The 12,747-nt window shown below is 72.9% G+C and carries 12 protein-coding genes; 5 read left to right on the top strand and 7 right to left on the bottom strand.

The features are described 5' to 3' along the window. Positions 1-16 precede the first annotated feature (16 nt). From H5V45_RS18655 to era, 5 genes are all read left to right on the top strand, one after another. Positions 17-922, top strand: a complete 906-nt coding sequence (locus H5V45_RS18655) for a hypothetical protein (protein ID WP_185254320.1) — start codon at positions 17-19, stop codon at positions 920-922. Between the two features lie 82 nt (positions 923-1,004). Beyond that, positions 1,005-2,369 carry an FAD-binding protein gene (locus H5V45_RS18660; protein ID WP_185254321.1) on the top strand — a complete coding sequence of 455 codons (1,365 nt, stop codon included), beginning with the start codon at positions 1,005-1,007 and terminating at the stop codon, positions 2,367-2,369. Continuing rightward, the gene (locus H5V45_RS18665) at positions 2,366-3,631 is read left to right on the top strand and encodes a class I SAM-dependent methyltransferase (RefSeq protein ID WP_185254322.1); all 1,266 of its coding nucleotides are present in this window, start codon (positions 2,366-2,368) and stop codon (positions 3,629-3,631) included. The genes H5V45_RS18660 and H5V45_RS18665 overlap by 4 nt, the downstream gene beginning before the upstream one ends. A gap of 239 nt (positions 3,632-3,870) precedes the next feature. Further along, the gene (locus H5V45_RS18670) at positions 3,871-4,647 is read left to right on the top strand and encodes an SIP domain-containing protein (protein WP_185254323.1); all 777 of its coding nucleotides are present in this window, start codon (positions 3,871-3,873) and stop codon (positions 4,645-4,647) included. After that, positions 4,644-5,597, top strand: a complete 954-nt coding sequence (gene era, locus H5V45_RS18675; RefSeq protein WP_185254324.1) for a GTPase Era — start codon at positions 4,644-4,646, stop codon at positions 5,595-5,597. Before H5V45_RS18670 ends, era begins: the two co-directional genes overlap by 4 nt. A gap of 30 nt (positions 5,598-5,627) precedes the next feature. On the opposite strand, the gene H5V45_RS18680 is transcribed toward era, so the two are convergent. The 7 genes from H5V45_RS18680 to H5V45_RS18710 all read right to left on the bottom strand — a co-directional run bounded on the left by H5V45_RS18680 (position 5,628) and on the right by H5V45_RS18710 (position 12,742). Further along, positions 5,628-5,993 (bottom strand): VOC family protein, encoded by a 366-nt coding sequence (locus H5V45_RS18680; RefSeq protein ID WP_185254325.1) that lies wholly within the window; start codon positions 5,991-5,993, stop codon positions 5,628-5,630. A 41-nt stretch (positions 5,994-6,034) separates the two neighbouring features. Continuing rightward, a complete protein-coding gene (locus H5V45_RS18685; protein WP_185254326.1) occupies positions 6,035-6,931 on the bottom strand; it encodes an oxidoreductase in 897 nt (298 codons plus the stop codon). Positions 6,932-6,948: 17 nt separating this feature from the next. After that, positions 6,949-7,794 carry a septum formation family protein gene (locus tag H5V45_RS18690; RefSeq protein ID WP_343061623.1) on the bottom strand — a complete coding sequence of 282 codons (846 nt, stop codon included), beginning with the start codon at positions 7,792-7,794 and terminating at the stop codon, positions 6,949-6,951. After that, positions 7,791-8,606 (bottom strand): septum formation family protein, encoded by an 816-nt coding sequence (locus H5V45_RS18695; protein WP_185254327.1) that lies wholly within the window; start codon positions 8,604-8,606, stop codon positions 7,791-7,793. Before H5V45_RS18695 ends, H5V45_RS18690 begins: the two co-directional genes overlap by 4 nt. A gap of 75 nt (positions 8,607-8,681) precedes the next feature. Next, positions 8,682-11,117, bottom strand: a complete 2,436-nt coding sequence (locus tag H5V45_RS18700; RefSeq protein WP_185254328.1) for a DUF7507 domain-containing protein — start codon at positions 11,115-11,117, stop codon at positions 8,682-8,684. 212 nt (positions 11,118-11,329) lie between these two features. Then, positions 11,330-11,836, bottom strand: a complete 507-nt coding sequence (locus H5V45_RS18705) for a flavodoxin family protein (RefSeq protein ID WP_185254329.1) — start codon at positions 11,834-11,836, stop codon at positions 11,330-11,332. Between the two features lie 276 nt (positions 11,837-12,112). Then, positions 12,113-12,742, bottom strand: a complete 630-nt coding sequence (locus H5V45_RS18710) for a sugar O-acetyltransferase (RefSeq protein ID WP_185254330.1) — start codon at positions 12,740-12,742, stop codon at positions 12,113-12,115. Positions 12,743-12,747 lie beyond the last annotated feature (5 nt).

Here is a 12,747-nt window from a genome sequence, read left to right on the forward strand (position 1 = left end):
CGCCTAGGCTGGGGCCGTGCACCGGCGACTCCGGACCCTGGGGGTCGCGCTCCTCCGCGGGCTGCTGCCCGCGCTGGTCGCCGCCCTCGTCCTCGGGCTGCTCGCGGTGAGCGCCCCCGCCCAGGCGGCTCGCGCCGTCCGCGTGGCCGAGCCAGGCCGCGCGATGTGGGTGTGGGACCGGCCGGACGTCGACGAGCTGGTCGCGTTCGCCACCGCGCACGGGGTGGACGACCTCTTCGTGTCGGTGCCCGACGGGCTCGCGACCTCGTCGACCCTCGACTGGTACCGCTCGCTACGCCCCGCCACCCAGGCCGCCGGCATCCGGGTCCAGGCACTCGGCAGCGAGACCACCTGGATCGACCGGCCCAAGGCCGCACTGGCCTGGCAGTCCTCGGCACTCTCCACCGGTCTCTTCGACGGCGTCCACCTCGACGTCGAGCCGTGGATCCACCCCGGCTGGGACGGCAGCCGCAAGGCCGTCGCCACCGCCTGGCTCGGGCTGCTCGACAGCCTCGCCCGGGCCACCCGGCTGCCGGTCGAGGCCGACCTCGCGTTCTGGCTCGACCAGGTCACCGTGCAGGGCACCCGGCTCGACCGCGCGGCGATCGCGCGGGTCGACGCGGTCACGGTGCTGACCTACCGCCACGTCGCGACCGGTCCCGACTCGATCACGGGGCTCGGCGCCACCGCGCTGGCGGCTGCGGCCAAGGCCCGCAAGCCGGCCCGCCTCGCCGTCGAGACCAACGACCTCGGGGACGACGCCGTGGCCCGCAAGCAGACCTTCTTCGGCCGGACCGCCGCCGAGCTGGCGCAGGTGCTGGGCGAGGTCGACGACGTCGAGGCCGCGGCCGGGGCCGGGGCGTCGACGTACCGCGGCATCGCCGTGCACGACCACCTCGGCTGGGCCGCGCTGGCCGACTGACACGCGGTCCCACGGGCCGGGAAATGTCCGGAGGGTGACTCCGGTAACGCGCCCGACATCGGCCAGGAGTAGCGTGCTGAGCGTGAATCCAGGGGGAAGCCGGGCCCAGCACACCGCCGCCGTCGAGCGGCTCAGGGCGTCGTACGCCGCCATCCCGGCCGGGAGCCCGGTCCGGCTGGCGAAGAAGACCTCGAACCTCTTCCGGCCGCGCGCGGCGACCACCGCGCCGGGCCTGGACGTGTCCGGGCTGACCGGCGTCCTCGCGGTCGACCCCGAGGCCCGCACCGCCGAGGTGCAGGGCATGTGCACCTACGAGGACCTCGTCGACGCCACCCTGCCGCACGGGCTGATCCCGCTCGTGGTGCCGCAGCTGCGCACGATCACGCTGGGCGGCGCGGTCACCGGGCTCGGCATCGAGTCGACGAGCTTCCGCTCGGGGCTGCCGCACGAGTCCGTCCTCGAGATGGACGTCTTCACCGGTGCCGGCGAGGTCGTCACGACCCGCCCCGGTGACGAGCTCTTCGACACCTTCCCCAACTCCTACGGGTCGTTGGGCTACGCCACCCGGCTGGTCATCCAGCTCGAGGCGGTGCCGACGTACGTCGCGCTGCGCCACGTCCGCTTCGACGACGCCGCACTGCTCGCCAAGACCGTCGAGGCCGTCGTCGAGTCCGGCGAGCACGACGGCACGCGCGTCGACGGGCTGGACGGCGTCGCGTTCGCGCCGGGGGAGTACTACCTGACGCTGGCGACGTGGGTGGACTCCCCGCGTGGTGCGGAGCCGAGCGACTACACCGGGCAGCAGATCTTCTACCGCTCGATCCAGGAGCGCGAGACCGACCTGCTCACGATGTACGACTACCTGTGGCGCTGGGACACCGACTGGTTCTGGTGCTCGGGCGCGTTCGGCGTGCAGCACCCGACCGTCCGGCGGCTCTGGCCCCGCCGGTGGCGCCGCTCGGACGTCTACAGCAGGCTGATCGGGCTGGACCGTCGCCTCGGGATCGCCGACCGGCTGGACCGCCGCGCCGGGCGCCCGCTGCGCGAGCGGGTCATCCAGGACGTCGAGGTCCCGCTGGACCGGCTCGAGGAGTTCCTCGCGTGGTTCGACGACGAGGTCGGGATGCGGCCCGTGTGGCTCTGCCCGCTCCGGTCGACCCGCGCCTGGTCGACGTACCCGCTCGAGCCGGGCGCGACGTACGTCAACGTCGGCTTCTGGGGCACCGTGCACGTCGGCCCGGACGCCCCGAACGGCCCGAAGAACCGCGCCATCGAGGCGAAGGTGCACGAGCTCGGCGGCCACAAGTCCCTCTACTCGGAGGCGTTCTACGACGCCGACACGTTCGACCGGCTCTACGACGGCGCGCACCTCGCCGCCGTCAAGCGCCAGCACGACCCCGACGACCGACTGACGAGCCTCTACGACAAGGCGGTGAAGAGACGATGAGCATGATGATCGGCGACGCGGTGAGCTCGCTCCTGCGCGACGGCATGCCGGTGAAGTTCTCGGCGTACGACGGCAGCACGGCCGGTCCGGCCGACGCCGGCATCGAGCTGGAGCTGGTGAACCAGCGCGGGCTGTCCTACCTGCTGACGGCCCCCGGCGACCTGGGCATGGCGCGGGCGTACGTCGCCGGCGACCTCAAGATCCACGGTGTGCACCCGGGCGACCCGTACGACGCCATGGCGCTGCTGCAGAACCACCTCCGCTTCCGCAAGCCCACCGCGGCCGAGGCGCTGAACCTCGTGCGCGGGCTGGGCCTGGCAAACCTCAAGCCGCCGCCGCCCCCGCCGCAGGAGCACCTGCCGCGCTGGCGCCGGGCGATGGAGGGCCTGCGGCACTCGATGAGCCGCGACGCCGAGGTGATCGCGCACCACTACGACGTCTCGAACCGCTTCTACGAGCTGGTGCTGGGCCCGTCGATGGCCTACACCTGCGCGGTCTACCCCGAGCAGGACGCCACGCTCGAGGAGGCGCAGGCCGAGAAGTTCGACCTGGTCTGCCGCAAGCTCGACCTGCAGCCCGGGCAGCGGCTGCTCGACGTCGGCTGCGGCTGGGGCGGGATGGTCCGCCACGCGGCGCGGCACTACGGCGTCAAGGCGCTCGGCGTGACGCTGTCGCGCGAGCAGGCCCAGTGGGCCAAGGAGGCGATCGACCGGGACGGCCTGGGCGACCTCGCCGAGGTGCGGCACTCGGACTACCGCGACGTGCTGGAGGGCGGCTTCGACGCCGTCAGCTCGATCGGGCTGATGGAGCACATCGGGGTGCGCAACTACCCGTCGTACTTCTCGTTCCTGCGCAGCCGGCTGCGCCCCGAGGGCCGGCTGCTCAACCACTGCATCACCCGCGCGCACAACCGTCGCGAGGAGACCGGGGCGTTCATCGACCGCTACGTCTTCCCCGACGGCGAGCTGATCGGCTCCGGCACGATCATCAAGGAGGCGCAGGACGCGCGCCTCGAGGTGATGCACGAGGAGAACCTCCGCATCCACTACGCGATGACCCTGCGGGACTGGTGCCGCAACCTCGTCGAGAACTGGGACGAGTGCGTGGCCGAGGTCGGCGAGGGCACCGCCCGCGTCTGGGGCGTCTACATGGCCGGCTCCCGGCTCGGCTTCGAGCGCAACGAGATCCAGCTGCACCAGGTGCTCGCCGTCCGCACCACCGACGACGGCAAGGACGGCTTCCCGCTGCGCCCCACCTGGTGACGACGAGTGCCGAGTCGGCGCGTCTGCAGATCTGTGGGGGCGTCGAGTCGGCGCGTCTGCCACCGGTGGGGGCATCGAGTCGGCGCATCTGCCCGAAGTTTCGTCGGTCGACCGACGAAACTGGCGCTCCTGTCATGGAGTTCCACGCCAGGAGCGCCAGTTTCACCGGGTACCCGGTGAAACTTCCCCCGCCCGCCCACCATTTCGGCGCCGCGCGGCCGACCCCCTAGCCTTGACGGGTGAGCACGAGAGCCCGGCAGTACGCCGCCGACGTCCTGGGACGCGAGCAGCTGTCCGAGCACCTGGTGCGGCTCACGCTGGGCGGGCCCGGGCTGGCGGACTTCGCGTCGACGGGCCTCCCCGACGAGTGGGTCGGGCTGGTGGTGCCGGGGCAGTTCCAGAGCCGCTACTACACGGTCCGGTCGTGGGCCGAGGGCGTGCTCACGCTGGACGTGGTGGTGCACGAGGTCGGCCTGGTCACCGAGTGGGCCGCCCGCGACGTCGTGGGTGACCGCGTCACGATCACCGAGGCGAAGGGCTCCTTCGCCCCGCCGGCGGACGCCGCCTGGCTGCTCCTCGTCGGCGACCTGACCGCGATGCCCGCGATGGCGCGGATCGCCGAGACCACCGACCTGCCGACGCGGATCTGGGCCGAGGTGCCCGACGAGCTGGGGGACTACCTCGGCGCCGGCGCGGACGTCACCTGGCTGACGCCGCCGGGGGAGTCGAGCAGCAACCTGGCCGCGGTCGTCGAGACGATCGACTGGCCCGCGGGCGAGGGCTACTTCTGGATGGCGGGGGAGTCCGCGCAGATGCGGGCGATCCGCAAGCACCTGATGCGTGAGCGGCGCCTGCCGCCCACGGCGTACGACGTCATGGGCTACTGGCGCGGGGTGGCCCAGCGCCAGCCCCGTGCGGTGGACCCGGGGCCGATCTGGCGGGCCGGCAAGGCTGCCGGCAAGTCCGACGACCAGATCTGGGCGGACTTCGATGCCGCACGAGAGGGACACGCATGAGCGACCACCGGACCCCCCAGCAGGACGGGCAGGGCCCCGCCCACCGCAGCGGCTTCGTGTCGTTCGTCGGGCGCCCGAACGCCGGCAAGTCGACGCTCACGAACGCTCTCGTCGGCAGCAAGGTCGTGATCACCAGCTCCAAGCCGCAGACGACCCGCACCGTCGTGCGCGGCATCGTGCACCGTGACGACGCCCAGCTGATCCTCGTCGACACTCCCGGGCTGCACCGCCCGCGCACGCTGCTCGGCGAGCGCCTCAACGACCTCGTGAAGACGACGCTGGCCGAGGTCGACATCGTCGCGGTGTGCTTCCCCGCCAACGAGAAGATCGGGCCCGGCGACCGCTTCATCGTCAAGGAGATGTCGAAGGTCCGCCGCACCATCAAGGTCGCGATCGCCACCAAGACCGACCTCGCCGAGCCCGACCAGATCGGCAACCACCTGCTCGACATCGCCAAGCTCGGCGTCGAGACCGGGACCGAGTGGGCCGAGATCGTGCCCGTCTCCGCGAAGAGTGGCGACCAGGTCACGCTGCTCGAGGACCTGCTCGTCGGGCTGCTCCCCGAGGGGCCGCAGCTCTACCCGGACGGCGACCTCAGCGACGCGCCGGAGGAGGCGATCGTCGCCGAGCTGATCCGCGAGGCCGCCCTCGAGGGCGTCCGTGACGAGCTGCCGCACTCGATCGCCGTCGTCGTCGAGGAGATGGCCTTGCGCGAGGGTCGCGACGCCGACCGGCCGCTGCTCGACATCCACGCCAACCTGTACGTCGAGCGCGACTCCCAGAAGGGCATCATGATCGGCCACAAGGGAGCGCGGCTGCGCGAGGTCGGCACGGCCGCGCGCAAGCAGATCGAGGCGCTGCTCGGCACGCCGGTCTACCTCGACCTGCACATCAAGATCGCCAAGGACTGGCAGCGCGACCCGCGCCAGCTGCGCAAGCTCGGCTTCTGAGCCCGGCCCCGGGACCGGGGCGACGGGAGATCAGCGCAGCAGCTCCTGCAGCGCCCACGAGTTGCCGTCCGGGTCGGCGAGGAAGGCGTACTTCACGCCGCCCATGTCCTGCACCTCGGACACCTCGACGCCACGTGCCGTGACCTCCGCACGGGCGGCCTCGATGTCGGCCACCACGAGGTGCAGGTTGCTGACCCGCGGGGCGTCCGGGTCGCCCATGCCGACGCCGAAGGCGATCGAGCAGGCGGAGCCCGGCGGCGTCACCTGGACGACGCGCATGCCGTTGCCGGGCTGCACGTCGTGGTCGAGGTGGAAGCCCATCCTCTCCACGTAGAACTCCACGCTGCGGTCGACGTCGGTGGTCGGCAGCGGGACGAGCTCGAGGCGCATGTCCATGGTGGTGCTCCTGGTGTCGGGGTGGTCGGCGGGGGCGGGGCTCAGAAGGAGTACGTGACGCCGGTCTGCTGCTCGCTGAGGTCCCACAGGCGCAGCGCGAGCTCGTCGTCGCGTCCGGCGCGCGACAGCTTCGCCGGGCCGACGGGGCCGCGGCTCTCGCGCAGTCGCTGCGGGCCGGTGTACGACCCCGGCTCGGCCGCCGTGGCGGCGTACAGCGTGGGGTTCGCGCCTGCCTTGGCCGACTGGAAGAGCAGGCGCAGGAAGAGCGGTGACACGGTGCGGACGCCGGGGATCGCGCCGAGGCCGTCGGGCGAGGTGACCAGCCCGGTCGCGGAGACGCCCGGGTGCGCGGCGGTCGACGTCAGCGCGACGGCCGCCGCGGTGGCCCGCTTCTGCAGCTCCGCGGCGAAGAGGAGATTGGCGAGCTTGCTGTTGCCGTAGGCCGGGGAGGGGCGGTACGTCGCCTTCGGGTTCCCCTCGAGCACCGCCGCCGAGCCGCCGTGGTGGGCGATCGACGAGACCGTCACGACCCGGGCCTCGGGGGCGGCGAGCAGCGCCGGCAGCAGGAGCCCGGTGAGGGCGAAGTGTCCGAGGTGGTTGGTGCCGTACTGCAGCTCGAAGCCGTCCTCGGTCTCGCGGTAGCGCGGCGGCGTCATCACGCCGGCGTTGTTGACCAGCAGGTCGAGCGGGCCCTCCCACCGGTCGGCGAACGCGCGGACGGAGGCGAGCGAGGACAGGTCGAGCTTCTCGACGCGGGTGGAGCCGTCGATCCCGGCCGCGGCCGCTCGGGCGGACTCCTCGTTGCGGCAGGCGAGCACCACGGTCGCGCCGTGCGCCGCGAGCTCACGGGCGGTGTGCTCGCCGATCCCGGAGTTGGCGCCGGTGACGACGGCGGTGCGTCCGGTGAGGTCGGGCAGGTCGGCGGGCGTCCAGGTCATGCGGCTCCTGAGGTCGGTCAGTCGGGGATCCAGCACAGACCATAGGTCTGACCGCCACGCCACTGTGCGGCGGTGGGCCACTCGTAGCTCCACTTGAAGTTCAGTGCGTCGCTGGCGCGGGCCCGGGCGGCGTCCTCGCACGGACCCTGACCGGCGTCCCGGGCCTTCGCGACGCCGGGGTAGGCACTGCCGCTGAAGGTGACCGTGTCGATGGCGCGCCACGAGTGCGACCCGGAGCAGATGACCCGGTCGAAGCCGGAGGTGCCGGGCTCGGCGGTGCCGCACATGCCGTAGCGGGCGGCGGCGTCCGGGCGGGCGAGGACCCCGCGCAGCGCCCCGGTCAGCGGGGCGAGCCGGCCCTCGGCGGCGACGGCGATGACGTCGCAGCGGTACCAGTCGGCGCCCGCGTCGGACTCCTCGACCGTCGGGGTGAACCAGACGGCACGCAGCATGCTCAGGCGCAGCGCCTCGGGGCTGCCGCCGAGGAAGGCGGGCAGCCGCTGGGGGCACTCGGTCGCCACCTGCTGCTGGACCTTGGCCGAGTCGACCGCGACCAGGTGGCCGGCGACCACGGTGTCGAGCGTGCCCACGGCGTACGTCATGGCGGTGTGGGCGCCGCCGCAGTCCTGCGGCTTCGCGGTGGTCGTCGGGGCGACGGCGGCGGCGTAGTCGAGCCGGTAGCACGCCCGGTCGCGCGGCTTCGGCGCCGCGGTGGCCGTCGTCGGCGTGGCACTGGCGGACGGTGTGGTGCTCGGGGAGGAGGCAGCGGCGTCGTTCGTGCTGCCGTCGCCCGAGGTGTCGCCACCGCTGCAGCCGGCGAGCGGCAGCAGGAGGAGGAGCGCTGCGGCAGCCGCCCGCCTCACGCGTTCGTCCTGGCCCAGCAGACCGAGCGCCGGTTGCCGGCCTGCCACTCGGCCTCGTGGAACCACGTGTAGCCGAAGTCGTAGTCGACGGGGTAGTTCAGGAACGCCGCGACCTGCTCGGAGCAGAAGTCCCGGGTCTTGACCTGCGAGAGGCGATCGCCCGGGTAGGGGTCCTTGGGCTCGCCCAGCTTGACGGTCGAGATCGCCCGCCAGTCGTGCGCCTCCGTGCACGGGATCTTCACCGAGCCGGAGACCGACGGCCCCGCGGCGCAGACCATCCACTGGTCGTCGGGCTTGCCGAGCAGCAGTCCCTTGGTCTCCTCGGGGAGCGGGACGTAGGCCTTGCTCTGCTCGCCACCGCCGACGACGTCGCAGCGGTACCACCGAGCGCCGTCCTCCCAGGCCTTCTCGGAGGGCCGGAACCACGCCCAGCTCACGACCGTGCGCATCACGAGGCTCTCGTCGGCGCCGAGGAAGTCCTCGAACTGCTTCGCGCAGGTGTCGTAGGCCCAGGCGCCGATCTTCTCGTCGTCGTAGCCGGCGTCGCTGAGCTGGTCGGGCAGTCCGCCGACGGCGTACGTCTGGGCGGTGTGCTCGTCGGCACAGTCGACGACCTTGCTGGCGTTGCTCGCGGCCGCCACGTCGTCGGGTGTCAGCATCCGGCAGGCGCCCAGCTCGGGCTTCTCGACGGCGTCGACCTGGTCGGGGTCGGCATTGCTGCCCTGGCCGTCGTCGCCACCGCACCCGGCCAGGAGCAGGGTGGTGGTGACGAGCACGGCCAGGACCGCGGCGCAGCGCCGGACAGGGAGCAACGCGGACCCTCCTCGGTCGGGCGACGGACTCTCGCGAAGCCTACCGCCCGACCGAGGCGTTCCCCGGGGTGCGGGTCAGTGGCGGATCCGGACGATCTGCACCTCGCGGTGCCCGTCGCGGGTCACGATCACCAGCCGTGCACGGCGTACGTCGCCCTGCCGGAGTGCCGGCTCCGCGACGGACCGCACCGCGAGCGTGACGCCCTGGCGGCCGGCGTGCAGCCGGGCCCGGCTGTGTGCCAGGAGGCTGCCCGCCCGGAGCCCGGTGTGCTGCACACGGACCACCGCGAACAGCCGGGCGGTGGCGGCGCGTGCGCCGCTGGACGTGACCGCGACCGTCAGCTCCGTCTGGCCGGGGCTGCTGGACAGCCGGGCGACCGAGGCGAGCGCCAGCGCGTCGACCACCCGGAAGGTCGCCGACGCCAGGTCGTCCGAGACGGTCGCGTCCGGCGACGTGGTGGAGACACGGGCGCGGTTCACGACGTCGTGGTCCCCGGTGCTGCCGCCGAGCCCGGTGCGGACCGACAGGCACAGCAGCCCGATCCGCACGGTCCGGTCGGTGAGGGTGCGGTTGCTGAACCGGAAGGCACGGGTCTTCGGCCGCGGGTCGCTGCCGAGCGACTGCTCGCCCTGGTCGAGGTCCACGGAGGCGACGATGCCCTTGCCGTCGTCGGCGCAGGTCAGGCTGCGCTCGACGGTCTGGCCGGCGGGGACGACGACCGTGTCCGCGAGCTGGGTCAGCACCAGGTCGTGGGTGTGCCCGCCGGCTGCGCCGAGCGTCGTGGACAGGCAGCGGACCGACAGCACGGCGGTGGCCGAGGTGGGCACGTCGACCGTGAAGTGCCAGCCGGTCCCGATCCGCTTGTCCACGCGCACCGAGCCGGTGCCCGCCGTGAACGACCAGCCGGGGGTGATGGCCACCTTGCCGGCGCCGCAGTCGAGGTCGACGTCGTGGGCGCCGGCCCCCCAGGTCTGGGTCGTGGTGAGCGGGCCGGTCACGACGACCGGGTGGCTGTGGTCCTCGCCCGACACCGTGCGGTTGCTGAGGCAGACCACCGCGACCTTGCCCTGGAACTGGCCGGTGGCCGCGTTGCTCACGGTGCCGGTCCAGCCGGTGCCGTCGGCGGTCGCGCGGCTCGTGAGCACGCCCTCGTCGATCCACGTCCCGGTGCCCTGGTCGACCGCGTCCATGCGGACGCTGCCGTCGGTGGCGACGTACCCCGACGGGCAGCTGGCCGTGGCGGTCCCGGTGGCGCCGCGGGGGACGGAGAGGTGGGCCTCGACCTTGGTGACGTCGAGCTGGTGCCCGTTGGGATCGGCGACGTGCGGGACGGGGTCGACGGTCGCCCGGATCGTGACCACGGACGAGGCGCCGGCGGCGAGCGTGCCGATCGCGCACGACACGTCGGCCCCGCTGCGGGTGCAGCCGGTCCCCGTGGCGGAGAGGTACGTCGTGCCCGTGGGCAGGGTGTCCGTGACCAGGACCATCTGGGCCGGGCCGGGGCCGGCGTTGCGCGCCGTCAGCGTCCAGGTCACGACCTCACCGGGCCCGGCCTGGGCGCGGTCGACGGTCTTGGTGATCGACAGCCCGGCGACCGGGGCCGGCGGCACCGTCGCCTCCGTCGGGATCATCGCCATGTCGCTGTCCGAGACGTGGCCCGACGAGGGGGTGGTCCCGGTGGCGGTCGCGGTGTTGCTGACGGCGCCCGCGGTGACGTCGGCGGCGCTCACGACGTGGGTGGCGGACGGCAGCAGCGGGCAGGTGGTCGTCGCGCCGACGGCGAGGGTGGCCACGCACGGGGCACCCGCCGCCAGGGCGGGGATCGTGGCGTCGGTGATCCGCACGTCGGTCAGCGGGACGTTGCCGGTGTTGGTCACCGCGAACGTGTAGGTGAGCACCTCGTCCAGCACGCCCCGGCCGTCGCCGCTCGCGTCGGTCACGGTCTTGTGCAGCGCGAGGGACGGGTTCGCCGGCACCTCCGGGGCGCAGCCCTCGACCCAGAACACCTTGCTCTTGGAGTCGTTGCCGATCGAGCCGGGCGTGTGGATGGTCAGCTTCACGTGGTAGCCCTGCACGGGGTGCGGGGCGCCGGTGAAGTGCAGCGTGTAGACCTGCAGCCCGTCGAGCCCCGTCGGGGTGCCCGCGCCGGTCGCCGGGTCCCCGCCGACGAAGACCGTCTCGGGACCGTCGACGTCGAGCGCGACGTCGCTCGTCGGGGCCCACGACTGGAACGAGACCGACGAGATGATGTCGGCCCCCTCGTCGAAGCCGTACCACTCCACCTGGAACGTGCAGCCCACGTGCGGGTCGTTGCTGGGCGAGTCGATGTCGCCGAGCTCGGCGATCTTCACGGTGCCGTTGTTGCCGTGCGGGTCGGCCGCGGCGGCGCTCGGCGCCGAGCCGCCGATCGCCGCGCCGAGGGTGGTCAGTGCGGTCACGACGACCAGCGCCGTGAGCCAGGTCAGGGGACCGCGCCACCGGGGCGGACGGTCGGGTCTGCTGTGGGTCATGACGGGGCTCTTCTCGTCGCGTCCCGCGGCCCCGCGACGGGGCTCGGGATCCAAGGAACCCGAGATCGGTTGGTCACCAGCGCGAGGATGTTCCGGAGCTCCGGGCACACGTCGGTAAACGTCGACGCTGTTGGCGAACTGTGGAGAAGGTAACGGCCGTTACCTTCTCCACGGGACTGCCACAAACCGCTCCTGACCTGCGGTGACGCCGTTCAGCCGCCGTCGGCGACGAGCGCCGCGAGGGTGCCGCCGAGCTCGTACGCCGCCCCGGTCTGGTCCTCCTCCACAGCCCCGACCACCTCCAGGACCTCGGCGGCCTGGCGCCACGGCAGGGCCTGGACGATCGACTGCACGGAGCGGACGGCGCCGGTGGTGTCGTAGCGCCCGTGCACCCACAGCCCGTAGGGCTTCTTCCCGGTGCCTGCCCCGGTGCCGGTCCCACCCGGGCCGCTCGAGCCGTCGTCGGCCAGCGCGCCGCCGGCCTCGAGGAAGATCGTGTCGAAGAAGTGCTTGAGGGCGCCGCTCATGTAGCCGAAGTTCGCGGGCGTCCCGAGCAGGATCCCGTCCGCCCCGAGCACGTCCTCCGCCCGGGCCTCCAGCGCCTCGCGCACCACCACCTCCACGCCCTCGATCGCGTCGTCGTGCGCCCCCGCCACGACCGCGTCCGTGAGCGCGCGCGTCGTCGCCGTGGGGGAGTGGTGGACGATCAGCAGCCGCATGGACGCAGGCTAGCCGCGCCCGCCCTGTGGTCGGTCCGGTCCGTCGCCGGGGTGGTTTCGAGACGGTTGCCAGCGCAACCTCCTCAACCACCGGTGGGTCAGGTGGTTTCGAGACGGTTGCTAGCGCAACCTCCTCAACCACCGGTGGGTCGGGTGGTTTCGAGACGGTTGCTAGCGCAACCTCCTCAACCACCGGTGGGTCGGGTGGTTTCGAGACGGTTGCTGGCGCAACCTCCTCAACCACCGGCGGCGAGGGCTCCTCAACCACCGGCGGGTTCAGCGGCCGGGGGTGATGAGGGGCAGCGAGGTCCGGGAGCCGGCGGCGGACGGGTCGTCGTCGGTGAGGCGCCTGACGACGCGGGCGGGGGTGCCGACGGCGACGACGTCGGCGGGCAGGTCGCCGACGACGACCGAGCCGGCGCCGACGACGGTGTTCTCACCGATGGTGACGCCGGGGCAGACGATGACGCCGCCGCCGAGCCAGACGTTGTCGCCGATCGTGATGGGCTGCGCGCCCTCCCACTCCTGGCGGCGCAGGTCGGGGTCGATCGGGTGGGTGGGGGTGAGCAGCTGGACGTTCGGTCCAATCTGGACGTGGTCGCCGATCGTGATCCGGGCGACGTCGAGGCACATCAGCCCGAAGTTGATGAAGGTGTGCGCGCCGATCGTGGTCTGGTAGCCGTAGTCGCAGTGGAACGGCGCCCGGATCTCCGTGTCGTCTCCGACCGAGCCGAGCAGCTCGCGGAAGAGGTCGCGACGGGTCTGCTTGTCGCTCGGCACCAGCTGGTTGATCCGGTGGCACAGGTCCCGGGCGGCCAGGCTCTCGCGCTCGAGGTCGGGGTCGTCGGCGATGTAGGGCTCGCCGGCGAGCATCCGCTCGCGCATGGTGCGGGTGTCGTCGCTCATGGCGA

Origin of the sequence: Nocardioides luti (assembly GCF_014212315.1) — a bacterium.
Classification (GTDB): Bacteria; Actinomycetota; Actinomycetes; order Propionibacteriales; family Nocardioidaceae; genus Nocardioides; species Nocardioides luti.